Origin of the sequence: Curtobacterium sp. USHLN213 (assembly GCF_037144815.1) — a bacterium.
Lineage (GTDB): Bacteria > Actinomycetota > Actinomycetes > Actinomycetales > Microbacteriaceae > Curtobacterium.
Genome location: NZ_JBBCYQ010000001.1, coordinates 451124 through 475375, shown reverse-complemented (window position 1 = coordinate 475375; position 24252 = coordinate 451124). Strand labels below are relative to the sequence as shown.

Below are 24252 nucleotides of genomic sequence, written 5' to 3'. Positions count from 1 at the left end.
CCCTCTATCCAGCGGATCACGGTCTCATCGAGCTTCCACCGTGTGTGCCCCCACGCCCGCGGTCCGGTTCAACCACAACAACACGCAACAGGAGCATTTGTGGCTGTCAAGATCCGTCTCAAGCGTCTCGGTAAGATCCGGGCGCCGTACTACCGCATCGTCGTCGCCGACTCGCGCACCAAGCGCGACGGTCGCGTCATCGAGGAGATCGGTCAGTACCACCCGACCGAGGAGCCCTCGGTCATCAAGATCGAGTCCGAGCGTGCGCTCTACTGGCTCGGCGTCGGCGCGCAGCCGACCGAGCAGGTCGCGGCCCTCCTCAAGCTGACCGGCGACTGGGCCAAGTTCAAGGGCGAGAAGGACACCGAGTCCAAGGTCAAGGTCGCCGAGCCCAAGCAGGCGTTCGTCGTGGACTCCTCCAAGAAGGCCGTCCTCAAGCCGAAGTCGGAGAAGACGGCCCCCGCCGCCGCTCCGGCCGAGTCGGCCGACGAGACCGCAGAGACGACCGAGGCGTAATTCCTTGCTCGAATCCGCGCTGACGCACCTCGTCAAGGGGATCGTCGATCACCCTGACGACGTGCGCGTCGCCAGTTCCACCTCCGCGCGGGGCGAGGTCCTCGAGGTGCGTGTGCACCCCGAGGACCTCGGCCGCGTGATCGGTCGCGCCGGACGGACCGCAAAGGCGCTGCGCACCCTCGTCTCGGCTCTCGCCGACGGCAAGCGGGTGCGTGTCGACGTGGTCGACACCGATTCCTAGGGAGACGACCCAGCTCCGGGTGGGTCGCATCACGAAGGCGCACGGGCTCAAGGGCGGCATCAAGCTCGAGCTCTACACCGACGACCCGGATCGTCGGTTCACGCCCGGAGCCGTGTTCACGCTCCAGGTCCCGGACGACTCGCCCTGGGCCGGCAAGACCATCGCGCTCGACGAGCTCCGCTGGTACAACGGCCACCCGGTCGCCTTCTTCGAGGGCATCGGGGACCGCACCGCAGCCGAGACGCTCGCGCGGGCGATCCTCTGGGTCGAGCAGGACGCCGACGCCGAGACCGGTGAGGACGACGCCTGGTACGACCACCAGCTCGTCGGGCTGACGGTCCTCCGCGGCGGCGTCGAGGTCGGTACCGTCGCGCGGGTCGACCACCTGCCGGCGCAGGACCTCCTCGCCATCGACACCCCGTCGCGGGGCGAGGTCCTCGTGCCGTTCGTCTCGGCGATCGTGCCCGCGGTGGACATCGCCGCCGGCACCGTCACCGTGACGCCGCCGACGGGCCTGTTCGAGGACCCCGAGGACACGTCCCGACCCGAGACCGTGACGGACTAGCGCGCGTGCGCATCGACATCGTCACGATCTTCCCGGAGTTCTTCTCCGTGCTGGACGTCTCGCTGCTCGGCAAGGCCCGCTCCGGCGGCCTGCTCGACCTGCACGTGCACGACCTCCGCTCGTGGACGACCGACCGGCACCGCACCGTCGACGACACCCCGTACGGCGGGGGAGCGGGCATGGTCATGAAGCCCGAACCGTGGGCGCTCGCGCTCGAGTCGCTGTTCCGGCCCGACGGCTCGTCGACCCTGGTGGTCCCGACGCCCGCCGGCAGGCCGTTCACGCAGGCGATCGCGCGCTCGCTCGCGTCGACGTCGGACCACCTCGTGTTCGCCTGCGGGCGGTACGAGGGGATCGACGCCCGGGTCTTCGAGTGGGCCGCGGCGCACGCCACGGTCGTCGAGCTCTCGCTGGGCGACTACGTGCTGAACGGCGGCGAGGTCGCTGCGATGGCGATGATCGAGGCCGTCGGGCGACTCGTGCCCGGAGTCGTCGGCAACCCCGAGTCCCTCGTCGAGGAGTCCCACGAAGACGGGCTGCTCGAGTACCCGTCGTACACGAAGCCCGCGTCCTGGCGTGGCTTCGACGTGCCGGACGTGCTGCTCAGTGGGCACCACGCCCGCGTCGGTGCGTGGCGGCACGAGCAGCAGGTGGAGCGGACGCGGCGCGTCAGGCCGGATCTGCTGCCGGACGCGTAGCGCGCGGCTGGCGCTGCGGGCGGCTGTCGCTCTCGCGGCACGGACCACGCCGCACGGCTGTGACCTGTCGCTTTCGCGGCTTCGGCGCCGGCCGCGCACTGCGAGACAGGAGGCGCGGGAGCTGCCCGCACCGCGCCTCCCGGCCCTGATGTGACCACCTGGGCTCGGTGCGCCGCTGGCTGCGGATCCTCAGGCGGTCGCGTCGGCGCGCTGGGCGCGACGCAGGGTGAGGACCTCGGGACCGGCGTCGGTCACGGCGACGGTGTGCTCGACGTGCGCGGCGCGCGAGCCGTCGACGCTCTTGAGCGTCCAGCCGTCGTCGTCCTGGAACAGGTCGGCGGTGCCCTGCATGAGCCACGGCTCGATCGCCACGACCAGCCCCTGCTGGAGCTTGAGACCGCGCCCGGGCCGGCCGTCGTTCGGGACGTGCGGGTCGCCGTGCATCGTCCTGCCGACGCCGTGCCCGCCGAACTGCAGGTTCACGTCGTAGCCGGCGTCCTTCGCGACGCGACCGATCGCGTACGACACGTCGCCGAGCTTGTTGCCCGTGCGGAACTGGGCGATGCCCGCGATGAGCGCGCGCTCGACGGTGTCGATCAGGCGCTGGTCGTCCTCGCGCGGGGTGCCGACCTGCACCGTGACGGCGGAGTCCGCGACCCAGCCGTCGACGCTCGCGGCGAAGTCGAGGCTCACGAGGTCGCCGTCGACGAGCACACGGTCGTACGGCAGGCCGTGCAGCGCCGCGTCGTTGACCGAGGTGCAGAGGTTCTTGCCGAACGGCGACTTGCCGAATGAGGGGTGGTAGTCGACGTAGCAGCTCACCGCGCCGCGGTCGGCGATCATCCGTGCGGCCACCCGGTCGAGGTCGAGCAGGTTCACGCCGACGTCGACGGTGTCGAGCAGTTCGTCGAGGACGTCGGCCACGAACCGACCGGCGGCGCGCAGGCCGTCCAGCTCGGCGGGGGTGCGGAGTTCGATCATGGGACCATCCTCGCGCGTTTTGCGGACGTGGGTTGCTGTGGCAAGATGGGTAGCCGTGCCCTGGCTGGACTCTGCCACGGGGGAGTCGCCGACACCGGGCACACACCTTCACTTACCGAATTCGATCCGCGGCGACCCGTGTGCGTCCGCAGAGAGTGACCCAATCATGAGCCAGCTCCTCGACCACGTCGACGCAGCGTCGCTGCGCACCGACGTCCCGGACTTCCGCCCCGGCGACACCATCAAGGTGCACGTCAACATCATCGAAGGCACGCGCTCGCGTGTCCAGGTGTTCCAGGGCGTCGTCATCGGCCGCCAGGGTCACGGCCTCGGCGAGACCTTCAAGGTCCGCAAGGTGAGCTTCCAGGTCGGCGTCGAGCGCTGGTTCCCGGTGCACTCGCCGATCATCGACCACATCGAGATCGTCACCAAGGGTGACGTCCGTCGTGCGAAGCTCTACTACCTCCGCGAACTCCGCGGCAAGGCTGCCCGTCGCAAGATCAAGGAGAAGCGCGACTCCTGATCGCCTTCACAGTGAGCGTCCGCGAGCCGGACGCCGCTGTCGGCCCCTCGTCCATGTACGGTTGTGCATCGACGGGGGGCTTTCCCTTTTTCGTGGACTCCTGCGGTCCGCGACGGGAACCTGTGGTTGAACGAGAGCGGAAATGACGGACACGACTGACGAAACCGGGCGCCGGCCCCGTGTCGAGAAGAAGCGGAACGGTGTCCTCACCTTCCTCCGCGATCTCGTCATCATCTTCATCGCGGCGTTGCTCGTCTCGTTCCTCGTCAAGACCTTCCTGATCCGGTCGTTCTACATCCCGTCGGCTTCGATGGAGAACACGCTGCAGATCAACGACCGGGTGATCGTCAACGAGCTCGTGCCAGACGTGGTGTCCCTCAAGCGCGGCGACGTCGTCGTGTTCAAGGACCCGGGCGGGTGGCTCACCGGGTCCGAGGTGCCGAGCGTGACGCCGACGACCCAGCCGGCGAAGGCCATCGACTGGCTCCTCACCCAGGTCGGCCTCGGCACCGGCGACAGCGACGACCACCTCATCAAGCGCGTCATCGGCCTGCCCGGCGACAAGGTGTCCTGCTGCAACGACCTCGGGCAGATGTCCGTGAACGGTGTGCCGATCAAGGAGCCGTACCTCAAGTTGCCGACGGGGGAGACCCGCGCCTCGGGGACCGACTTCTCGGTCACCGTGCCGAAGGGCGCCATCTGGGTGATGGGCGACAACCGCTACGACTCGAAGGACTCGCGGTACAACGGCGACACCCCGTCGAAGGGGTTCGTGCCGCTGTCCGACGTGACCGGGCGTGCCTTCGTCATCTCGTGGCCGTCGAGCCGGTGGACCTGGCTGGACGACCACCCCGAGGTGTTCGCGGGCGTGGAGGAGCGGGAGAAGTGACCGCCGTCCGGCCGTCGCTCCGGCTCGAGAAGAAGCTCCTGGCCGACGGCCGGGTGACCGTCATCGGGATGGACGAGGTCGGCCGCGGCGCGATCGCCGGGCCTGTCGCCGTCGGGGTCGCTGCCGTGACGCTCGACATCGGCCGGGTGCCGCAGGGGCTCGCAGACTCGAAGCTGCTCACCGCCGCTCGTCGCGAGGCCCTCGACCCCGTCGTCCGCCGGTGGACCCGGACCGCGGTGGGGATGGCGTCCGCCTCGGTGGTCGACGAGCAGGGCATCGTGCCGGCGTTGGGCCAGGCCGGGGCGTCGGCGATCGCCGCGCTGGTGGCGGACGGACTCTCGCTGGATGGCGCCGTGGTCGTGCTCGACGGTTCGTTCGACTGGCTCACCCGTGCCGTCCCCGTGACGCTCCGGCTGCCGTCCGACCCGCTCGAGGTCGTCGTGCGGGTCAAGGCCGACCGGGACTGCGCCTCGGTGGCGGCGGCGTCGGTCGTCGCGAAGGTCGCCCGTGACGCGCTCATGACGGCCGCGCACGACGAGGCGCCGCACTACGCGTGGGCGTCGAACAAGGGGTACGGGTCGACGGCGCACTACGACGCGATCCGATCGGTGGGGGCGCACGCGCTGCACCGGAAGAGCTGGTTGCACCAGGCGTCGAGCGTGGCGCTGGACGGGTTCGCCGAGTTGGACGCGCTGGCGGGCTGAGCGCGTTCGGTCGCGCGTCGGGCTGCGGGGCGGTCGCGCGTCGAGCTGCGGGGCGGTCGCGCGTTGTGGTGTGGGGTCGGTCGCGGTGTGTCGTCGGTGCTCCCGTCGCCGTAGACTGTGGGCGCGATGGATGACGACGAATTCGACGACTACGACCGCGAGGTCGAACTGGCCCTGTACCGCGAGTACCGCGACGTCGTGTCGCAGTTCCGGTACGTGGTCGAGACCGAGCGACGTTTCTACCTGGCCAACGAGGTGGAACTCGCCCGCCGTGACACCGAACACGATTTCTACTTCGAATTGACGATGAACGACGTCTGGGTGTGGGACGTCTACCGTTCCGACCGATTCGTGAAGTCCGTCCGGGTGCTGACGTTCAAGGACGTGAACGTCGAGGAACTCACTTCCCGCGAACTCGAGCTGCCGAAAGAACTCGCGCTCGACGAGTGATCTTCACTTCTTTTCGGCGAATCTGAGAATCGCCGAGACAATTGTGCCGGAATGCATTCCGCCCGCTAATGTGAAGGGGATTTCCCGTCCCCTGCACAAGGAGCACGTCATGGCACAGAAGGTCACCGTTCAACTCGTCGACGATCTCGACGACACGCCCATCACCGCCGGCTCGGGTCGGACCGTCGAATTCGCCTTCGACGGATCGTCGTACGAGATCGACCTGACCGACGACAACGTCGACAAGTTCCGTGAGGCGATCTCCGACTACGTCGCCGCCGCGCGCAAGGTCTCCGGCCGCCGTTCCGGTGGGACTGCTCCGAAGGCGGCGCCGAAGCGCGGCAACTCGGAAGAGCTCGCCAAGATCCGTGAATGGGCGAAGGAGAACGGGTACGAGGTCTCGACCCGCGGGCGTATCTCCACCCAGGTGCAGGAAGCGTACGCAGCCGCACACTGAGTGCCCCTGCTGCAGGACCCCGGACGGCTTCGGCCGACCGGGGTCCTTCTCTTTGTCCTCCACAACGCTGCGGTCGGTGAGTCCCCTCCACAATTCGTCGGCGCCCGCCTCGGCGACGACCGGTGGTCCGGGATGGTCGTGGCGGAGGCAACGACATGGAACGAACACCGCTGCGGAACAGCAGTCTCGGACGATTCGGCGAAGAACAGGCTGCGGAATGGCTCGAGAGCCACGGGTTCCGCGTCGTCGAACGCAATTGGCGATGCGCCCGCGGGGAGATCGACATCGTCGCGTGGCAGTCCTGCACGCTGTGCTTCATCGAGGTGAAGACCCGGTCGGGGAACGCGACCGGCCATCCGTTCGAGGCGATCACGGCCTCGAAGGTCACACGACTGCGCCGTCTCGTGCCGGCCTGGTTCGCGGACCATCCCGAGGTGTCGGCGCGGATGATCCGCGTCGATGCCGTCGCCGTGCACGTCGACGGTGACCGCGTCGGGGTCGAGCACGTGGCGGGTGTGCTGTGACGACGGACATCGGGCGCGCGTCGGCGATCGCGCTCGTCGGGGTCCAGGGGCGCGTGATCGAGGTCGAGGCGCACCTCACCAGCCAGCTGCCCGGCTTCAGCATCATCGGTCTTCCGGACGCGGCCCTGGGCGAAGCGCGTGAGCGGGTCCGGTCGGCCAGCGCCGTCGCCGGGAGTCCGCTCCCGGCGCGGCGGATCACCGTGAACCTCACCCCGGCGTCGATCCCGAAGCGTGGCTCCGGGTTCGACCTCGCCATCGCCATGGCGGTCCTCGGGGCCGAGGGCATCGCGCCGCAGGTCTCCCGCGAGGTCGCGTACATCGGCGAGCTGGGGCTCGACGGGCGGGTCCGGCCCGTGCCCGGGGTCATCCCGATGGTGATCGCCGCGCGGGACGCCGGCATCCACACGGTCGTAGTGCCGTTCGGCAACGTCGAGGAAGCCCGGATCGTGCCGGGCGTCGAGGTGATCGGCACACCGTCGCTCCGGGCGAGCGCGATCACCGCCGGTGCGCTCCTGCCGCCGGTCGAGACCGACCCCGTCCTGCAGCCCGCGGTGGCAGAGCTCCGTCCGGACGTGCACGACCTCGCAGACGTGATCGGCAACGCCGTCGGCGTCCGGGCGGTCATCGCGGCCGCGGCCGGAGGGCACCACGTGTTCCTGCTCGGCCCGCCCGGTGCCGGCAAGACGATGCTCGCCGAGCGGCTGCCGGGGCTCCTGCCGGACCTCGACCCCGAGGCGGCGCTCGAGGTCGCAGCCGTCCGCTCCGTCAGCGGGCTCGGCAACCAGTCCTGGAGTGTACGTCCGCCGTGGGAAGCGCCGCACCACTCGTCGTCGGCGATGGCCCTGATCGGCGGGGGCTCGGGGCTCCTCCGCCCCGGTGCCGTGTCGCGGGCCACGCGCGGGGTGCTCTTCCTCGACGAGGCGACCGAGTTCCCCCGGGCGGTCCTCGACGCGCTCCGCCAGCCGCTCGAGTCCGGTCGGATCACGATCCACCGCAGCGTCGGCAGTGCCGAGTTCCCCGCACGGTGCCAGGTCGTGCTCGCGGCGAACCCCTGCCCGTGCGGCAACGCGGGGACCCGGGGCGGCCCACTGTGCTCGTGCAGCCCGAGCACGGTGCGGAAGTACCTCGGCCGCCTCTCCGGACCGCTCCTCGACCGGATCGACATCCGCGTGGCGGTGCCCCGGGTGACGACGGGCACGATCCGCTCGGCGGAGGGCACCGCGCCCACCACCGCCGACGCGGCAGCGCGTGTGGCCGCAGCCCGACGTCGGATGGCCGATCGGCTGCACGGCACCGGCTGGGCCTGCAACGCCGAGGTCACCGGGCCGTGGCTCCGGTCTGAGGGCCGGGCGGAGCCGGGCGCGACGGCACCCCTCGACCGGGCACTCGACTTCGGCACGCTGACGATGCGGGGGTGGGACCGGGTCATGCGGTTATCCAGTACCGATCCAGGACATACTTAAAACATGACCCGCGCGGCGCTGTACCTCCGTCAGTCTCTCGACCGTGACAACCGGCAAGAGGGCGTCGGCCGTCAGCGCGACCGCTGCCGCGGCCTCGCAACCTCTCGCGGCTGGGACATCGTGCGCGAGTATGTCGACAACGACGTGAGCGCGACCAAGCCGCGCGGCGTCGGCACCGCGTGGCATGAGCTCGTGACCGACGCGAAGGCCGGGAACATCGACGTCGTCGTGGCGGTCGACCAGGACCGACTCATGCGATCGCTGCGCGACCTCGTGACGCTAATCGAGCTCGGCGTCAAGATTGCGACGGTCGACGGCGAGGTCGACCTCACCACCGCTGACGGCGAGTTCCGTGCGACCCTCGCGGCCGGGCTGGCGCGCTTCGAGGTCGCCCGCAAGAGCGAGCGGCAGAAGCGGGCGAATCAGTACGGACGGTCGCTCGGCGTCCCGGCTGGTGGTCGGCGCGCGTTTGGCTACACACGGCTGGTGACTGGCGCGCGCACGATCGGCGCGATGCGTGTCGGCCGCGATGGGCGGGAGTACCCCGCCTACGGTCACGAGCCGTTCGAGCCGGAAGCGAGCGCCGTCAGCCGCGGTTTCGAGCTGCTACTCGCCGGGGCATCCATCGCGTCGATCGCCTCAGCGTGGAACGCCGAAGGCCTCACGACGACTGTGGGGGAACCCTGGCAGCCCTACGCCGTCCGTGGCGTGCTCTCGAACCCGCGATATGCGGCGCTCGTCGCCCCGCCTCGGTCGGCTACTGACCGGAGCGCGGGATTCAACCTCGGACTAAGCGACCTTCCGGCGGGCAGCTGGGAACCCCTCGTCACACCCGAAACGTGGCTTGCCGCTCGCGACCTCCTCGCCGACCCCGCGCGGCGGTCGTCCACGGGGCCGAACCCGAAGTGGCTGCTCAGCGGCATCGCGACCTGCGGTGTGTGCGGCGCCGCGATGAAGTCGGGCACGACCGGAGCGAACCGCGTGAAGCTATACCGCTGCACGAAGTCGCCGCACCTCGCGCGGAAGGCTGACGACGCCGACCACTTCATCACCGAAGTCGTCATCGAGCGACTGTCGCGCCCCGACGCTGCGGACCTGCTGGCGAAGCGAGACGCGCCCGACGTAGACCGGATGCGCGCGGAACTGCTCGAGGTTCAACAGGGTGAGGCAGGGGTGCTGTCGCTCGTCGCGAAGGGGCTGACGAGCCTCGCGACGGCGGAGACGACGTTGCGCGACCTGCGGCGCCGCATCGGCGAGCTCGAGAGCGCGATGAGCGACGCCGGCCGCGTGGATGTCCTCGGCCCGCTGCTCGGTGCGACTGACGCGCGCGAAGCGTGGGCGGCGCTTGACCTCGGCCGACGCCGCGCCGTTGTCAAGGCGCTGCTCTCCGTCGAGATGCGGAGTCCGGGCAAGGGCTCGCGCCCGCCGCGCGACGAAGCTGGGCGACTGGCCCACACCGCCGCGACGATGCCGATCACGTGGCGCTGACAGTCACTGGTGCCGCCATACAGTCGGGTCGCTACTCGAAGCGACCCCCTTCTTCGCCCGAATCCGACCGTTGGCTGGCGGGTACTCTCGCCAGGTAACGGTGAAGGGGTAGGGCGCACTGCCGGGGAAGTCCAAGGCATTGAACGTCGCGGAGCCGTAGCCGTCCCGAGCTAGCGTGCCCAGGGATCGGACCTGGCCAGAAAGCGGGAAGGTGACCTGAACGTCAACAGCGTCCCCGGCACCACGGTTGGTGATGATGACCTCGACGTCTTCGACGTCCACCGGCTCGTTTCCCGGGCCGGTGTAAGTGATTGGCTCATGCCACTGGGATCGGAAGGCGACGTTCGGGCGCAGGTTGCTTTGCCGGGCCTGGTGCAGGGCAACGAGGGAGACGACCAAGCCACCCAAGCCAGCTACCGAAGAGAGCCAATCCGTCGCGGTCATTGAGGCAAAGAAGGCGCCGATCGGCTGAAGGATGCTCACAGCCTCGAGCGTAGTGGGGGTGAGGTAGGTCAAGTAACGCACCGGTCCCGTTGCATCGCCGGGGCGTAGCTCCGTGTCCGTGTGACCGCTGTGTCCGACCCCCGGAAGAGGACGTGAGGGGGCGAACACCTCCTCTCTATGTTGTCTTTGCACAGTAGGTAACGAGGGGTATACGGGCACTACCCCCGCCGTTGCCCGCACGTGCTGACGCAGGGGTCGGACACAGCGGTCACACGGGCACACGCCGCGAGCGCGGAGCAGATCGAGTCCGCGACGGCTCCAACCGGATATCCCTGCGCCCAGCGAACATCGAGCAGCGCGCCGTGATGTGCGTGCATCCCCGCCGCCGTGCCGTTGTGCGCGCGTCTCCACGTGCGACGGGTGTAGTGCCACTGTGCGAAGTTAAGTGGGTGACATGTAGCGGACTGCCGGTCATCATGCTACGGTGGTCGCAGTTCTTCGGAACACCGAACGGTTGGGCTGCTCCACCGCCTGAGCTCGAAACTCAGGGTCCTGCAGATGCGGGTCGTCGGTAATGACGCAGGAGAGACGCGAAGCCGTCGCCGCACCCGAGCCAGACAGGGGCACTACTCGCAGGAGTGTGCCCAATGCCTTCGTCGGCTTCCACCTCACCGCAGCTCGCTCCGACCGGCGTCATCGCCCGTGTCGTCGACGCCGCCCCGCCGCTGTCTCAGTCCGTTCGCGCTCGCCTCGCAGCCCTCCTCGCCGGAGCCACGCGATGAGCCGCGACTCCTACTCCGAGCTCGGCCCGGAGGACGCCGCCGAGGCCCGTCGCCTACGCGGTGCAAAGGGCGGCATGACGTCGATGTCGAACCGCACTCCGGAACAGCGCGTCGCGTTCGCCAAGAAGGCCGCGGCGGCATCCGCAGCGGCACGCCGACGCCGTCGTGAGGAGGCGGGTCTGCCGGAGCCGAAGCCGCGCAATCGAGCGACCGTGCCACCTCTCGACCAGCTCGAGCCGTACCTCCGCCAGATCGACGCCGAGGGCGGCACCCTCACCTACGACGAGCGCATCCGGGAAGCATCGTTGCGCCTCAAGCGCGACGTCGCGGCAGCCGCGCTTGCCGCGCTGCGGTCGCGGAAGGAGCAGTCATGAGCTCCAGGACAACTCCTGAGTACCCGCCACTGCACCGCGACGGCATCACTGTCTACGCCGCCGTCCTCGCCATCAAGGAACAGCGGGGCTTGCGCTGGGTGATGGTCCTTTGCCCGCTCTGCGGCGAGTTCGAGTACCACGAGTGGGGGTACCCGCCGAAGGGTCGCCGCGACCGGCAGCCGGGGATGCGCCACCGGAAGTGCGGCGCATACGCATCCGTCGCCCAGCCGCCGCACTACTACGTCGTCGTGCCTCGGTACCTGTGGAACCAGATCGCCCGATGAAGCGCCTTGACATCGCGCTCGCGTGGCAGCGCGCCGGCCACTACGTCCTTCCGGGGAAGCCGGGCACGAAGAGCTCGCGGGTCGCCTACGTCGCACTCAACATTTCGGATACGATTGAGGCGATGGTCCGCGAGTGGTGGACAGCACATCCGGACGACGAAGTGCTCGTCATCCCTGGTCGCAATCGCGTTCGCCCGCTCACTCTCATCGACGTCGACTGGCACCCCGGCGGCGTCGATGGCCGGGAGTGGTTACGCGAGCAGCCGGACCAGCTCGGTATCGACATCGGCGCCGGCAACCCCAGCTCGAGCGGCAACGGCGAGCACCACTGGAAGCTTGCGAGCCCCCGCGTCGAGCGCAACGGCAACCCGTCGTTCCCCGGCGTCGACATCAAGAGCTTCAACGGCCTGGCGCGCGTGACGCACTACGCCGAGGCGATCGAGCCGACCACCGTGACGGAGGTCATCGACGACGCGTTCGTGACCGAGTACGGCGGGGGAGGAACGGACGCGGCACCGGACGGAAGCGTCGCGGAGTGGATGCGTCGTGTCCGAGACGGCAAGCCGTCGAAGGCGATGCGCCGCATCGCGGACTCCGTGACGAGCGAGGGCATGAGCCGGAGTGACATGCTCGCCGCGACCGACGAGCTCATCAAGGCGGGCAACCGGGGGGAGCGAGGCGCCGCGACCGCCTACGCGATGGCCCGTGCGACGTACCTCGAGAACTACCCGGGACACGCGCGCGAGTGGGACACCGCTGCTGACGGCTCGGTCCGAAGGCTTGGTCTGCCACCCGTGACGTTCGTGCTGACCAAGGAGGAGCGGAAAGCGCTCCGAGCGCGGCGTGCTGCTACCGACACCACGAACGGCGCCAGGCTGCTCGATGACGTACGGGCGCAGCTCGAACGATTCGTTTCGTTCCCGAGCGACGCGGCGGCGATAGCCGTCACATGCTGGGTGGCGCACACGCACATCCTCGACCGCTTCGACTCCACGCCGCGCCTCGCGGTGCTGAGCCCGGAGCCAGGGAGCGGGAAGAGCCGACTTCTTGAGGTGCTCGCACAGCTCACGCACGATCCGGTCGAGACGGTGAACACCTCCGCTGCCTACCTCGCACGCCGCATCAGCGGCGCGACGACGCCGCCCACGGTCTTGTTCGACGAAGTCGACACCTTGTTCGGCGTACGGGCACGGGACGCGGCCTCCGAGGAACTGCGCGGCATCCTCAACTCGGGGCACCGTCGCAATGGCGTTTACAACCGAGCCGCGGTGCGCGGTAAGGAGGTCGTGCTCGAGGAGTTCTCGACCTTCGCCGCCGTCGCGATGGCCGGCCTCGGCGACATCCCGGACACGGTGCGTGCCCGCTCGGTCATCGTGCCGATGCGGCGCCGCGCGCCAGGGGAGGTCGTCGAGCCCTACCGCGAGCGTCAGAACGGATCGGAGCTCGCCGCAGTGCGATCGCGCCTTGCGGCCTGGACGAAGCGCGTCAGCTCGAAAGTCGGCGCGCCCTGGCCGGTCATGCCAGACGGCATCACCGACCGTGACGCCGACGTCTGGGAGCCGCTGCTCGCGGTTGCAGACGCCGCGGGCGGGCACTGGCCAGCGAACGCCCGGCAAGCGGCGCTCGGCATCCTCGAAGACGCCCGCGACCGCCCCGCAACGCTCGGCGTCCGCCTCCTCTCGGACGTGCGACGCGCGTTCGGCGACGAGCAGCGTCTCGCGGCTGTCGAGCTGCTGGGCCGACTGCTGGCGATCGAAGACGCGCCGTGGGCGGACCTCGGAGGCCGAGGGCCGATCGACTCCCGCTACCTCGGTCGCATGTTCGACGGCTACGGCATCGTCCGATCGCACTCAGTGCGCTTCGACCCGACCGCCGGCGGAACACGCAAGGGCTGGGAGCGTCACGACTTCTCTGACGCCTGGCTCCGCTACCTCCCCACGACCACCACCGGAACCCCCATCTAAGCGAAGGAACACATCATGATCCGTATTCACAAGTCGGTTGCATCCGGCGCTCGCATCATCGTCAACCTGCCCGACGCAAGCCGCATCGCCGTTCCCGCCGTCGCGAAGGCAGCGCAGGCGCTCGAAGCGTCCTATGCCCGGCTGACCGAAGCCGAGCGAACCTACCGCGCCGCAGACCTCGGAGTGGTTCGCGCTACCGAAGCGATGGAGGAGGCTGCGCGTGCCGCCGCGATTGAAGGCGGCTTCATCCCTCGCGACATCCGAGAGGGTGTTGCCGCCGCTCGGGACGACCTCGAGCAAGCCACTGTCGAGCTCAAGGCGTTCGAGGACGCGTTCGTCCACGCCCACAACACGCTCGTCATCACGATGGAGGCGAACCGCGACAAGCTTCGGAAGGCGGCGCTCGCCGACGCGGAGCGGTCTCTCACCGCCCTCGCGAGTGCACGCAAGGCCGTGGAGGTCGCCATCGCCGACTCGGTCGTCACGTTCGGCCTTGCCGGCATGGTGTCGGACGAGGGCAACGGCCCGACCACGCGAGAGCGCAAGGGCAGCCGGCGCCTGGCTGTCCTGCAGGCCGCGCTCGAGCCGCTGTCGGAAGGCGTCGGCCTGTCGAGCAACGACCTCGACTGGTACCGCCGTGGCTAGCGGGAAGGCGGTCGACCGCCATCTTCGAGCTGAGCAAGCCGTGCAGGCGGTCATGCTCCGTCGCGAAGGGTTCGACTACGACGACATCGCCCTCAGGGTCGGTGTCAGCGCAGCCGAAGCCGCGGAGCTCGCCCGGGTCGGCTACGGCCGTCTGGCAGAGCAGACCGCGGACGAGGTACGCACCGAGGTAGAAGACCGCATCAACGAGGTGATCCGGAAGGCGAATCTCGACCTCAAGCTCGCGGACTCCCAGGGTGAGCGCACAGCGCTCTACCGCGTGATCCTCTCCGCCGAGGCGCAGCGCTCTCGGCTGCTCGCGCTCAACCTGCGCCCCGAGACGGAGGGCTGAGCCGTGCCGGTGCGACGGAACGCTCGGGACTACCAACTCACCCCCGAGGCAGTAGCCGCGAAGGCCGAGCTCGATCAGATGGTCGCCGAGGTTGCAGCCGCAGAAGCGAGCCGAGTCGCCCAACGCGAGCGGCGCCTTCACGAGCTCGCGGCGCTCGACGAGACACCAGCAGTGCTCGCCGACATCGATGCGCTGCTCATCGAGCGCATCCTCGAGCGTCAGCGGCGAGAACGCGAAGAGGCTCAGCACGCTGCACTCAACGCGCGAGTGCAGCGCGCGAGCAGGAAGTGGGACACGAAGCCGGTCGAGTGGCGACGCAGCCGCGTCGAGAAAGCTCGAGCAGTCTTCCCGGACGACAAGCGTCCCGACCGCGACGTCTACCTCAGCGAGCTTCGCCTGCGACTCACGCTCGCCGACGCACTACCCAACGAGAGAACGGAAGCATCATGACCCAGAACGAGCAGCGGCTCCGCCGCCGACAGACCGCCATCCGAGCAGAGCTCGAGCGCCGCGCAGCCGACGACGAGCTCGACGTCGACCAGTCGCAGGCCGAACGCTTGCGCCGGACCTCCGAGCGCCCCCGGGCAGTGAACGACTCCGACCAGACGCAGGCCGCGGCGATCCGGGCGCGACTCCGGCGCCGATAGAGAAGACTCCCGTCGCCGATTGACGAAGGCCGGCGACGGGCGCCCCTAGAGGGAAGCGAACCCCCGTGACGATTGCGTGTCACGGGGGTTCGCTGCGGAAGCAACTAGGCGACTCGCCCGGTTTCACGTTCGAGTACGTAGGCAGAGAACTCCTCGAAATCCCGCCATGTCGTCGCCAGCTTCGTGTGTGCCCAAGCGAGGGCCTGGACAGCATCGTCCAAAGCAACCTTGTCCTCATATGTCAGTTGCTTCGAGGCGATGCACGGTTGACCGTCGACAATCGGGAACAGCGAGAGGAGTGCGCGCTCTGCATCCGCGTACTCCTGCATTGCGGCCGCCCGCGCGACTCGTCCGGGGCTCAGCTCCTCCACCTGGTCCTTGTAGTGATCTTCGAGCGCTTGGCTAGTCATGCAGCCGAGCGTATCGACCTGATGGCATGATCGCTGAGTGATCCTCGCCGCCAACGCTGAAACGACCGCCGCAGCGGGCACCTTTTGGTCGGCGATGCTGACCACTATCCCCGTTCTCGCGCTCGCTCTCGGGGTCGAAGCAGGGCGACAGATGCGCCACACCGAGGATGTAAGTTGGCGCCTTCGTTTGAGCACGACAGTGATCTTCGTTGGGTACGCACTCGCCCTCATTGTGTCGTTCTATATATCAGTTGACGCGCTGATTCATCGTGACGGGTTCGAGCGAGCTACCTTTGTCGGGTCGCTGCTCTCCGCGTCGCTACTGATTCTCGTTGCCGCGCCGTTGTCCGATATCGCCTTCCGCACCAATCCGGAAGTGCGCACGGTCATCCAGCGCTTACCACCGTGGTCCCGGTGGAGGCGTCAGCGCCGTGAACTCCGCGCCGCGCGCAAAGAGTCCATGCTTCTTAGAGACGACATAGACGTCCGGCTCCGGCAACGTGAGGCGCTGCTTCGACAGACTCGGGAAGCGATCGCTGAGGCCGAGAAGTACCGTGAGCGACTTGACGCGATGCGGCGCTTCCATGCGGCACTCCCACCGGATATGCACGTCGACCCGCAGTGGGCAGAGGTAGAACTAGCGGCGGAGGAGGCGGAAATCGAGGTGCTGCGGCCGGGGTCGACCCTAGGCCGGCTGGAGTTCGGGCTGGAGACTGCCCTGCTCGAGCGAGCCGACGCGCTGGCGTTGAGGGGCAAGGTGGAGAGGTTGATTCGACGCATCGACATTCGCTTCAAGGGGCACCGTCTCTTCCGCTTCGACCACTTCGAGCGCACAAACTTCCGACGTCAAATCGCATCTCTTCACGACGAGTTCGGGCAACTACCTACGCCCTAGCCCTGGACAGTTGTTGGCGTGGACGATGGCCGACCTCGACGACGTCGAGCGTCCGGGCTCCGTCGAGGTCCGTCGCGCGCTGACGCTGCGGAGCGCGCTGTGACCGCGCCGTCCGGCGACGACACCCTCGCCCGCGTCGTCTGGAGCGTCCTCGCCGAACCGGGCGACGCCGTCGCGGGAGAACTCGTCGCGGCGCTCGGACCGGACGAGTCCCTCGCACTGGTCCGTCGTGCGGCTGCGGGCGGCGCGAGCGAACTCCTCGAGCAGGTCGGTTCGGACGCGTCGTTCGCCGACGGCCCCGACCGGGTCCGCGCGGCGCTCGAGTCGGCGTTCGACCGGTGGCGACCGCGCCTCGGCGGAGCGGACGAGCGCGCCGTCGCGGCCATGGCGTCCGCCACCGCGGTCGGCGCGCGCCTCCTCGTCCCGGGCACGCCCGAGTGGCCGAGCGGGTTGGAGGACCTCGGGCCGCACGCGCCGTTCGTGCTGTGGAGTCGTTCGGAGCTGGACGACCCGGTCGGTGCAGCCGGCTGCCGCGGGGCGCTCGCGATCGTCGGATGCCGGGCGAACACCGTCGCCGGGGCCGAGGCCACGGCGGAGATCGCCTCCGTCGCGGCGGACGACGGCGTCGAGATCGTGTCCGGCGGCGCGTACGGCATCGACGCCGTGGCCCATCGGGTCGCCGTCGCCGCCGGGACCCCCACGACGGCGGTGCTCGCCGGCGGGGTCGACCAGTTCTACCCGGCGGGCAACCACGACCTGCTGCGCAACGTGCTCGGACGGGGCCGGGTGCTGTCCGAGTCGCCACCGGGGACCCGGCCGACGCGGTGGCGCTTCCTGCACCGCAACCGGCTGATCGCTGCCCTGGCCGGGGCGACGGTGGTCGTCGAGGCCGCTGCTCGGTCGGGGGCGCTCAACACCGCCCACCACGCGCTGCACCTCGGTCGTCCGGTGTTCGCCGTGCCCGGTCCCTTCGCGTCGGCCGCCTCGGTCGGGTGCCACCGGTTGATCGCCGACGGCACCGCGCAGATCGTCGTCCAGCCCCGCGACCCGGTCGCAGCGGTGTCCGCGGTCGTCGTCCACGACGCGCCGCCGGTGGCGGAGGTCCTCGTCCTCGGGACCCGGTCGGATCCGCACGTCACGCGGGCGCTCGACGCGCTCGACCGGCGGCCGCTCCCGGTGGAGGAGATCGCCCGTCGGAGCGGGCTCTCCGTCGACGACACGGCGGACGCCCTCGCCCTGGCGCAGCTCGAGGGGCTGGTGGTGGCACTGGCCGAGGGATGGTGCCGTCGATGACGGACGTCGGACCTACGCTGGGCGGGTGACGGAACGCACCGGGGAACGGCTCGCAGTGGCGGTGGACGCGTTCCTCTCGCACGCCCACCACGGCCGCGGACTCAGCGAGCAGACCGTCCGCGCCTACGCCAACGACCTCGAGCAGCTCGTCGCGTTCGCCACCGCCCGCGGAGTCGATCGGCTGTCGGACCTTGGCCTCGAGCTGCTGCGCGACTGGCTGTGGGACGCCGACCACCGGGGCCTGGCTCGGTCCACCATCGCTCGCAAGTCGTCGTCGGTCCGGGCGTTCACCCGGTGGGCGAGCGAGTCCGGGTGGATCGCGTCCGACCCGGGCGTGCGGCTCCGGGCGCCGAAGGGGGCGTCGCACCTCCCGCGCGTGGTGTCGTCCGACCAGGTCCGGACGATGCTCGACGGATTGGCCGCTCGTGCTGCGACCGACGATCCCGGAGCGCTCCGCGACCTCGCGGTCGTGGAACTCCTGTACGCGGCGGGGATCCGGGTGAGCGAACTCGTCGGCATCGACGTGCGGGACCTCGACCGGGGCCGGCTGACCGTCCGGGTGCTCGGCAAGGGCGGGAAGGAGCGCGTCGTGCCGTTCGGGGTGCCCGCACGCGATGCGCTCGAGGCGTGGCTCGACCGTGGTCGCCCGGCGTTGCTCGCCAGCGCGCAGGCGGGTGACGGCCACGCGACGGGCAACGGCCACGCGGCGGGCGATGGCCGCGCGGCGGGCGGTGGCCGCGCGGCGGGCGGTGGCCGCGCGGCGGGCGGTGGCCGCGCGGCGGGCGGCGGTGCCCGGAACGCCGCGCCGGCAGCGGACGCGCTGTTCCTCGGTGATCGCGGCGGTCGGCTCGGCGTCCGTGGCGCGTACCGGATCGTCGCTCGGCTCCTGCAGGACCTGCCGGGCGAGGGCCCGAGCGGTCCGCACACCTTCCGTCACACCGCGGCGACGCACCTGCTCGACGGGGGAGCGGACCTCCGTGCCGTGCAGGAGCTGCTCGGGCACGCCAGCCTCGGGACGACCCAGATCTACACGCACGTCTCCTCCGTACGGCTGCGCGAGGTCTACCGGACGGCACACCCCCGCGCCTGACCGGACTCACCCCGTCCAGGCGGACTCGGGCAGCAGCACCGGCCACGCCGCCGCGGGCAGGTACGGCGTCGGATCGACGTACCGGTCGTCGAGCCGTGCGCCGAGGTGCAGGCACGGGTTCGCTGCCGGACAGTGGCCGACCGACACCGTGCCCACCGCGTCACCCTGCGCCACGGTGTCTCCCGTCGCGACCCCGGGCGCGACGGAGTCCACCGTGCTCCGGAGCCCGCCGCCGTGGTCGATCGTCACGACCCCGCGTCCGGCGACCTGCCCGGCGAACGTCACCGTCCCGTCGTCGACGGCCACCACCACGGTCCCGAGCGGCGCCGCGACGTCGATCCCGCGGTGGCCCGCTGCGTAGTCGTCCGCCGGGGCCTCCCACGGCCGGCCGACCACCCGGCTACCGGTCGGCCACACCCACGGTGCCTCCGCCGTCGCGCGGCCGAGGTCGGCGCGGGAATTCTCGAGCGGCGTCAGGACGGCCCGATCCACCGCGGTCTGGCCGGCGTCGAGTCCGGCAACGAGTCGGCCGGGCTCGACCAGGGGTGCGCCGGCCGCCCGCCGGGTGCCCGCGGACGGCAGCCATACGACGAGCACCACGACCGCGCCGACGGCGACGGCGGGGACTGGATGACGGAACGGCATGGGCACAGCCTCCCGGCGGTGGACGCGGAGCGTGTCGGCGGTGCGTCGAACTGTGGAGGGCGAGCCGCGCCTCCTGGCCTGTGGAGGGTGAAGCGCGCCCGATGCGTGCGCAACGGGCGACATCATCGGTGTCGTACGACGTCGACCATGTCGCAACCGGGCGGACGCAACCGTTGCGCGCGCGCTGGAACGACATCGCCGGTGTCGTACGACGTCGACCACGTCGTTCCGAGTCGGACTGCACCCGCCCGCCCACCGGCCACCCACAGCCCCGCGCGCCCGGTTGGCCCCCGCGCCCGATCCGGGAGTACAGTCGGGGCCGCTCCGGAACACGCAACGCCGCTCGGACGGCGAACCAGCCGACCGCCGGGGCACCGTGCAGCATCCCGCACGGCGGCGGGAAACCTGGAGCATCGTGTCGAACGCGACAACGCAGCACGGCGAAGACCGTGCCTTCAAGGGGAAGGTCACGCTGTTCGCCATCGCGGCAGCGGTCGGCGGCTTCCTCTTCGGATTCGACTCGTCCGTCATCAACGGTGCGGTCGAGGCAATCAAGGGCGAGTTCGGTCTGTCCGAGGCCGCGAGCGGCTTCGCCGTCGCCTCGGCACTCATCGGCTGCGCGTTCGGCGCCTACTTCGCCGGCCGCCTGGCGGACCGCTGGGGTCGCACGCGCGTCATGTTCTGGGCCGCCGTCCTGTTCTTCGTGAGCTCGATCGGCAGCGCGTTCGCGTTCGCCACGTGGGACCTCGTGATCTGGCGCCTCGTCGGCGGTCTGGGCATCGGCACCGCGTCGGTCATCGCGCCGGCGTACATCTCCGAGGTCTCGCCGAAGGCCATCCGCGGTCGTCTGGCCTCGTTCCAGCAGCTCGCGATCACGCTCGGTATCTTCGCCGCGCTCCTGTCCGACCAGCTCTTCGCGGTGACCGCCGGCGGCGCCTCGGAGCAGGTGCTCGGCCTCGCCGCATGGCGCTGGATGTTCCTGGTCGGCGTGATCCCCTCGGTCGTGTACGGCGTCCTCGCCATCACGCTCCCCGAATCGCCGCGCTTCCTCCTCGCCAAGGGCAGGACGGACGACGCGCGCGAGGTGATGGGCAAGATCGTGCCGCGCGACACGGTGAACACCAGCCTCGAGGAGATCCAGGACGGCATCAAGAAGGAGGCCAGCGAGAAGAAGGGCTCCATCCGGGGCAACCGCTTCGGACTCCAGCCGATCGTCTGGGTCGGCATCATCCTCGCGGTGCTGCAGCAGTTCGTCGGCATCAACGTGATCTTCTACTACTCGACGACGCTCTGGCAGGCGGTCGGCTTCAAGGAGGACCAGTCCTTCCTCATCTCGACCATCACCTCGGTCGTGAACGTCGCCGTCACCTTCATCGCGATCTTCACGGTGGACAAGCTCGGCCGGAAGCCGCTGCTCATCGCGGGTTCGACGGGCATGTTCGTGTCGCTGCTCATGGTCGCGATCGCGTTCTCGCAGGCGACGATCGTGAACGGCGAGCCGAACCTCCCCGGTGCGTGGGGCGTCATCGCGCTGATCTTCGCGAACCTCTTCGTCGTGTCGTTCGGCGCGACGTGGGGTCCGCTCATGTGGGTCCTGCTCGGTGAGATGTTCCCGAACCGCATCCGTGCGACGGCACTCGGCATCGGGTCCGCGGCGAACTGGATCGCGAACTTCCTCGTCACCATCACGTTCCCGGTCCTGTCCGGCTTCAACCTGACCGTGACCTACGGCATCTACGCGCTGTTCGCCCTGCTCTCCCTCTTCTTCGTCATCGCGAAGATCCCGGAGACCAAGGGCCGCTCCCTCGAGGAGATGGGCATCACGGCCGAGGGCGACACGGTGGACGCCAAGGCCTGACGCACCAGCGTCACCACCGTCCAGGAGGCGGGGGGGGGGGGGGGCGCCCCCCCCCCCCCCCCCCCCCTCCTGTGCGTCCACCGTCTGCTAGCATCTCCTCAGCAGTGCGCTCCGGCGCGCTGACTTCGCGTGTCCACAGCGCCATCACCGGCGCGGCACCCGACCATCGGTCTCGCTCTCACGAGCGGGCGGTCGCGTGCCAGGGCACCAGGGGCCACGACCGACGGTCGTGATCGACACAACCGCAACAGGTCCGCAGCGACGTGCGAGAGCACGGCTGCGCGCCGAGAAGACAGAAGGAGGACGGCACATGGCCGTCGTCACCATCCGCCAGCTGCTCGACAGCGGCGTCCACTTCGGACACCAGACCCGTCGGTGGAACCCGAAGGTGAAGCGATTCATCCTCGCCGAGCGCTCCGGCATCCACATCATCGACCTGCAGCAGTCGCTGGCCTTCATCGACCGCGCGTACGACTTCGTCAAGGAGACGGTCGCGCACGGTGGCACGATCCTCTTCGTGGGCACCAAGAAGCAGGCCCAGGGCTCCATCGCCGAGCAGGCGACCCGCGTCGGCCAGCCCTACGTCAACCAGCGTTGGCTCGGCGGTCTGCTCACGAACTTCCAGACGGTCTCCAAGCGCCTCGCGCGCATGAAGGAGCTCGAGGAGATCGACTTCGACGACACGACGAAGGGCTTCACCAAGAAGGAGCTCCTCATCAAGAAGCGCGAGCTGGACAAGCTCCACAAGACCCTCGGTGGTATCCGCAACCTCACGCGGACCCCGAGCGCGCTCTGGATCGTCGACACCAAGAAGGAGCACCTCGCCGTCGACGAGGCGCAGAAGCTCGGTATCCCGATCATCGGCATCCTCGACACCAACTGCGACCCCGACGAGATCACGTACCCGATCCCGGGCAACGACGACGCGATCCGCTCCGTCGGTCTCCTCACCCGCATCGTCGCCGACGCCGCGGCCGAGGGCCTGAAGACCCGCCACAACGGTGGCGACGACGAGGCTGCGGCCGAGCCCCTCGCCGAGTGGGAGCAGGAGCTCCTCGGTGGCGAGACCGCCGCGCCGGCCGCTGCGACCGCGACGCCCGCCGCTGCCGAGGCCGAGACCCCGGTCGAAGAGAACGACGCTGACGCGCAGGTCGCCGCGAAGGAGATCGGCGAGCCGATCGCCGACGACGCGAAGAACGCAGAGCCGACGGCCGAGGCCGAGGCCGCTGCGGAGACCACCCCCGCCGAGTGACCATCGGGGGCGTCGGGCCGATCGGTCCGGCGCCCCTGCTCCACTCTCCACAAACGCTCAGTCCAGAAAGGACTCCAGTCAATGGCCAACTACAGCCTTGCTGACGTGAAGAAGCTCCGCGAGGAACTCGGGGCCGGCATGATGGACGCGAAGACCGCGCTCGTCGAGGCCGACGGCGACTACGACAAGGCCGTCGAGCTGCTCCGCATCAAGGGCGCGAAGGCCGTCGCCAAGCGCGACGACCGTGCGACCTCCGAGGGTGTCGTCGTCGCGTCGACCGACGGTGGCGCCGCGACCGTCGTCGAGCTCGCGAGCGAGACCGACTTCGTCGCGAAGAACGAGAAGTTCACCACCCTCGCCGACAAGGTCGTCGCCGCGGTCGCCGCCGCCGGTGCCGCCGACGTCGAGTCCGGCAACGCCGCGCCGCTGGACGGCAAGACGGTCGCCGAGGTCATCGACGAGGCTGCCGCCGCGCTCGGTGAGAAGCTCGCGCTCCGCACGGTCACCCGTGTCGAGGGCGACGCCTTCGAGGTCTACCTGCACAAGACCAGCCAGGACCTCCCGCCGCAGATCGCCGTCGTCATCGCCTACTCGGGCTCCGACGCGGCCGAGGCCCGTTCCATCGCGCAGCACGTCGCGTTCGCGAACCCGACCTACCTCACGCGGGACGAGATCCCGGCCGAGGCGATCGAGAAGGAGCGCGCGACCGTCGAGGCGATCACGCGCGAGGAGGGCAAGCCGGAGGCAGCCCTGCCGAAGATCGTCGAGGGTCGCCTCAACGCCTACCGCAAGCAGGTCGCGCTCCTCGACCAGGACTACGCGAAGGACAACAAGATCTCCGTCGCGAAGGCCGCCGAGAACGCCGGCATCACGATCCAGGGCTTCGCCCGCGTCAAGGTCGGCGCGTAACGAACCCGTGACGGGGCTCGGAACCACCAGGTTCCGGGCCCCGTTTTCGCGCGCCGACACGCGCGAGCACCGACTGGAGGCGCGACCCGCCTCCGCCGGACCGGCTGCGGCCGGGTAGATTCCCACGAGACATTCGACGAAGGGTGCGACCACATGACGAACGAGAAGACCGGACGCCGCCGGGTCCTGCTGAAGCTGTCGGGGGAGGCGTTCGGTGCCGGTTCGCTCGGTGTGAACCCGGACGTCATCAGCACGATCGCGAAGGAGATCGCGGTCGCCGCGCAGGAGGTCGAGGTCGCGATCGTCGTCGGCGGCGGGAACTTCTTCCGCGGTGCCGAGCTCTCCCAGCGGGGCATGGACCGCGGGCGCGCCGACTACATGGGCATGCTCGGGACGGTCATGAACGCCCTCGCGCTGCAGGACTTCCTCGAGCAGGCCGGAGCCGCCACGCGCGTGCAGTCGGCGATCAGCATGACCCAGGTCGCCGAGCCGTACATCCCGCGGCGCGCCGAGCGGCACCTCGAGAAGGGGCGCATCGTCATCTTCGGTGCCGGAGCGGGCCTGCCCTACTTCTCCACCGACACGGTCGCCGCGCAGCGTGCCCTCGAGATCGACGCGCAAGAGGTCCTCGTCGCCAAGAACGGCGTCGACGGCGTCTACACGGCGGACCCGAAGAAGGACGCCACGGCGGAGAAGCTCCACCACGTCACCTACCAGGACGCGCTCCTGAAGGGCCTCAAGGTCGTCGACGCCACCGCGTTCTCGCTCTGCATGGACAACGGCATGCCGATGCACGTCTTCGGCATGGAGGGCGACGGCAACGTCGCCGCCGCGATCCGGGGCGAGCGCATCGGCACGGTGGTCAGCAACTGACCCCGTCCGCTGACTAGACTCGACGCCAGTACCGAAGGA

General features: G+C 69.7%; 30 protein-coding genes. 26 read left to right on the top strand and 4 right to left on the bottom strand.

Annotated features, from left to right (window positions below; translation table 11 throughout):
• The first annotated feature begins 99 nt into the window (after positions 1 to 99).
• Genes rpsP through trmD form a run of 4 tightly spaced genes read left to right on the top strand, consistent with a single transcriptional unit; the run spans position 100 to position 2020 of the window.
• Positions 100 to 516 carry a 30S ribosomal protein S16 gene (rpsP, locus tag WFH25_RS02195; protein WP_070416404.1) on the top strand — a complete coding sequence of 139 codons (417 nt, stop codon included), beginning with the start codon at positions 100 to 102 and terminating at the stop codon, positions 514 to 516.
• Positions 517 to 520: 4 nt separating this feature from the next.
• On the top strand, positions 521 to 757 hold the full coding sequence (locus WFH25_RS02190; RefSeq protein ID WP_022902329.1) for an RNA-binding protein: 237 nt from the start codon (positions 521 to 523) through the stop codon (positions 755 to 757).
• Between the two features lie 19 nt (positions 758 to 776).
• A complete protein-coding gene (rimM, locus tag WFH25_RS02185; protein WP_336696671.1) occupies positions 777 to 1322 on the top strand; it encodes a ribosome maturation factor RimM in 546 nt (181 codons plus the stop codon).
• A 5-nt stretch (positions 1323 to 1327) separates the two neighbouring features.
• Positions 1328 to 2020: a tRNA (guanosine(37)-N1)-methyltransferase TrmD gene (trmD, locus tag WFH25_RS02180; RefSeq protein WP_336696669.1), complete on the top strand. Its 693-nt coding sequence runs from the start codon at positions 1328 to 1330 to the stop codon at positions 2018 to 2020.
• Positions 2021 to 2209: 189 nt separating this feature from the next.
• Here trmD and map read toward each other — a convergent pair whose 3' ends face one another.
• Complete coding sequence (map, locus tag WFH25_RS02175; protein ID WP_336696668.1) at positions 2210 to 3001, bottom strand: type I methionyl aminopeptidase; 792 nt, start codon at positions 2999 to 3001, stop codon at positions 2210 to 2212.
• Positions 3002 to 3167: 166 nt separating this feature from the next.
• Between map and rplS the strand changes: the two genes are divergently transcribed.
• The 8 genes from rplS to WFH25_RS02135 all read left to right on the top strand — a co-directional run bounded on the left by rplS (position 3168) and on the right by WFH25_RS02135 (position 9499).
• Complete coding sequence (rplS, locus tag WFH25_RS02170; protein ID WP_022905818.1) at positions 3168 to 3524, top strand: 50S ribosomal protein L19; 357 nt, start codon at positions 3168 to 3170, stop codon at positions 3522 to 3524.
• Between the two features lie 142 nt (positions 3525 to 3666).
• Positions 3667 to 4413 (top strand): signal peptidase I, encoded by a 747-nt coding sequence (gene lepB / locus WFH25_RS02165; protein ID WP_092386757.1) that lies wholly within the window; start codon positions 3667 to 3669, stop codon positions 4411 to 4413.
• Complete coding sequence (locus WFH25_RS02160; RefSeq protein WP_261646370.1) at positions 4410 to 5117, top strand: ribonuclease HII; 708 nt, start codon at positions 4410 to 4412, stop codon at positions 5115 to 5117. The genes lepB and WFH25_RS02160 overlap by 4 nt, the downstream gene beginning before the upstream one ends.
• A 126-nt stretch (positions 5118 to 5243) precedes the next feature.
• The gene (locus WFH25_RS02155; RefSeq protein WP_070419101.1) at positions 5244 to 5567 is read left to right on the top strand and encodes a DUF2469 family protein; all 324 of its coding nucleotides are present in this window, start codon (positions 5244 to 5246) and stop codon (positions 5565 to 5567) included.
• A 109-nt stretch (positions 5568 to 5676) separates the two neighbouring features.
• On the top strand, positions 5677 to 6024 hold the full coding sequence (locus WFH25_RS02150) for a histone-like nucleoid-structuring protein Lsr2 (RefSeq protein ID WP_070416398.1): 348 nt from the start codon (positions 5677 to 5679) through the stop codon (positions 6022 to 6024).
• Positions 6025 to 6179: 155 nt separating this feature from the next.
• Positions 6180 to 6548 (top strand): YraN family protein, encoded by a 369-nt coding sequence (locus WFH25_RS02145; RefSeq protein WP_336696667.1) that lies wholly within the window; start codon positions 6180 to 6182, stop codon positions 6546 to 6548.
• A complete protein-coding gene (locus WFH25_RS02140; RefSeq protein WP_336696666.1) occupies positions 6545 to 8011 on the top strand; it encodes a YifB family Mg chelatase-like AAA ATPase in 1467 nt (488 codons plus the stop codon). The genes WFH25_RS02145 and WFH25_RS02140 overlap by 4 nt, the downstream gene beginning before the upstream one ends.
• A gap of 3 nt (positions 8012 to 8014) precedes the next feature.
• Positions 8015 to 9499, top strand: coding sequence for a recombinase family protein (locus WFH25_RS02135; protein WP_336696665.1), 1485 nt, complete (start codon positions 8015 to 8017; stop codon positions 9497 to 9499).
• A gap of 3 nt (positions 9500 to 9502) precedes the next feature.
• On the opposite strand, the gene WFH25_RS02130 is transcribed toward WFH25_RS02135, so the two are convergent.
• On the bottom strand, positions 9503 to 9982 hold the full coding sequence (locus WFH25_RS02130; protein WP_336696664.1) for a hypothetical protein: 480 nt from the start codon (positions 9980 to 9982) through the stop codon (positions 9503 to 9505).
• Between the two features lie 739 nt (positions 9983 to 10721).
• On the opposite strand from WFH25_RS02130, the gene WFH25_RS02125 reads away from it, so the two are divergent.
• Genes WFH25_RS02125 through WFH25_RS02095 form a run of 7 tightly spaced genes read left to right on the top strand, consistent with a single transcriptional unit; the run spans position 10722 to position 14988 of the window.
• Positions 10722 to 11099 (top strand): hypothetical protein, encoded by a 378-nt coding sequence (locus tag WFH25_RS02125; protein WP_336696663.1) that lies wholly within the window; start codon positions 10722 to 10724, stop codon positions 11097 to 11099.
• Positions 11096 to 11383: a hypothetical protein gene (locus WFH25_RS02120; RefSeq protein WP_336696662.1), complete on the top strand. Its 288-nt coding sequence runs from the start codon at positions 11096 to 11098 to the stop codon at positions 11381 to 11383. Before WFH25_RS02125 ends, WFH25_RS02120 begins: the two co-directional genes overlap by 4 nt.
• Positions 11380 to 13347 carry a DUF3631 domain-containing protein gene (locus tag WFH25_RS02115; protein WP_336696661.1) on the top strand — a complete coding sequence of 656 codons (1968 nt, stop codon included), beginning with the start codon at positions 11380 to 11382 and terminating at the stop codon, positions 13345 to 13347. The genes WFH25_RS02120 and WFH25_RS02115 overlap by 4 nt, the downstream gene beginning before the upstream one ends.
• Before the next feature lie 15 nt (positions 13348 to 13362).
• The gene (locus tag WFH25_RS02110; RefSeq protein WP_336696660.1) at positions 13363 to 13992 is read left to right on the top strand and encodes a hypothetical protein; all 630 of its coding nucleotides are present in this window, start codon (positions 13363 to 13365) and stop codon (positions 13990 to 13992) included.
• Between the two features lie 52 nt (positions 13993 to 14044).
• Positions 14045 to 14341 carry a hypothetical protein gene (locus WFH25_RS02105; RefSeq protein ID WP_336696659.1) on the top strand — a complete coding sequence of 99 codons (297 nt, stop codon included), beginning with the start codon at positions 14045 to 14047 and terminating at the stop codon, positions 14339 to 14341.
• 3 nt (positions 14342 to 14344) lie between these two features.
• Positions 14345 to 14791, top strand: a complete 447-nt coding sequence (locus tag WFH25_RS02100; RefSeq protein WP_336696658.1) for a hypothetical protein — start codon at positions 14345 to 14347, stop codon at positions 14789 to 14791.
• Complete coding sequence (locus WFH25_RS02095) at positions 14788 to 14988, top strand: hypothetical protein (RefSeq protein ID WP_336696657.1); 201 nt, start codon at positions 14788 to 14790, stop codon at positions 14986 to 14988. The genes WFH25_RS02100 and WFH25_RS02095 overlap by 4 nt, the downstream gene beginning before the upstream one ends.
• Before the next feature lie 104 nt (positions 14989 to 15092).
• Here WFH25_RS02095 and WFH25_RS02090 read toward each other — a convergent pair whose 3' ends face one another.
• On the bottom strand, positions 15093 to 15398 hold the full coding sequence (locus WFH25_RS02090) for a hypothetical protein (RefSeq protein ID WP_336696656.1): 306 nt from the start codon (positions 15396 to 15398) through the stop codon (positions 15093 to 15095).
• Between the two features lie 37 nt (positions 15399 to 15435).
• On the opposite strand from WFH25_RS02090, the gene WFH25_RS02085 reads away from it, so the two are divergent.
• The 3 genes from WFH25_RS02085 (at position 15436) to WFH25_RS02075 (ending at position 18676) form a co-directional block, all read left to right on the top strand.
• Positions 15436 to 16293: a hypothetical protein gene (locus WFH25_RS02085; RefSeq protein WP_336696655.1), complete on the top strand. Its 858-nt coding sequence runs from the start codon at positions 15436 to 15438 to the stop codon at positions 16291 to 16293.
• Between the two features lie 99 nt (positions 16294 to 16392).
• Positions 16393 to 17586: a DNA-processing protein DprA gene (gene dprA / locus WFH25_RS02080; protein WP_336696654.1), complete on the top strand. Its 1194-nt coding sequence runs from the start codon at positions 16393 to 16395 to the stop codon at positions 17584 to 17586.
• A gap of 25 nt (positions 17587 to 17611) precedes the next feature.
• Entirely contained in the window at positions 17612 to 18676 is a 1065-nt protein-coding gene (locus WFH25_RS02075; RefSeq protein WP_336696653.1) for a tyrosine recombinase XerC, read from the top strand.
• 6 nt (positions 18677 to 18682) lie between these two features.
• On the opposite strand, the gene WFH25_RS02070 is transcribed toward WFH25_RS02075, so the two are convergent.
• The gene (locus tag WFH25_RS02070; protein WP_336696652.1) at positions 18683 to 19321 is read right to left on the bottom strand and encodes a M23 family metallopeptidase; all 639 of its coding nucleotides are present in this window, start codon (positions 19319 to 19321) and stop codon (positions 18683 to 18685) included.
• A gap of 415 nt (positions 19322 to 19736) precedes the next feature.
• Here WFH25_RS02070 and WFH25_RS02065 point away from each other — a divergent pair, with 415 nt between their 5' ends.
• The 4 genes from WFH25_RS02065 (at position 19737) to pyrH (ending at position 24213) form a co-directional block, all read left to right on the top strand.
• Positions 19737 to 21179 carry a sugar porter family MFS transporter gene (locus WFH25_RS02065; protein WP_071296160.1) on the top strand — a complete coding sequence of 481 codons (1443 nt, stop codon included), beginning with the start codon at positions 19737 to 19739 and terminating at the stop codon, positions 21177 to 21179.
• A gap of 310 nt (positions 21180 to 21489) precedes the next feature.
• A complete protein-coding gene (gene rpsB / locus WFH25_RS02060; RefSeq protein ID WP_070416392.1) occupies positions 21490 to 22431 on the top strand; it encodes a 30S ribosomal protein S2 in 942 nt (313 codons plus the stop codon).
• A gap of 81 nt (positions 22432 to 22512) precedes the next feature.
• Entirely contained in the window at positions 22513 to 23340 is an 828-nt protein-coding gene (gene tsf / locus WFH25_RS02055) for a translation elongation factor Ts (RefSeq protein ID WP_071296161.1), read from the top strand.
• A gap of 153 nt (positions 23341 to 23493) precedes the next feature.
• Positions 23494 to 24213 (top strand): UMP kinase, encoded by a 720-nt coding sequence (gene pyrH, locus WFH25_RS02050; RefSeq protein ID WP_070416390.1) that lies wholly within the window; start codon positions 23494 to 23496, stop codon positions 24211 to 24213.
• Positions 24214 to 24252 lie beyond the last annotated feature (39 nt).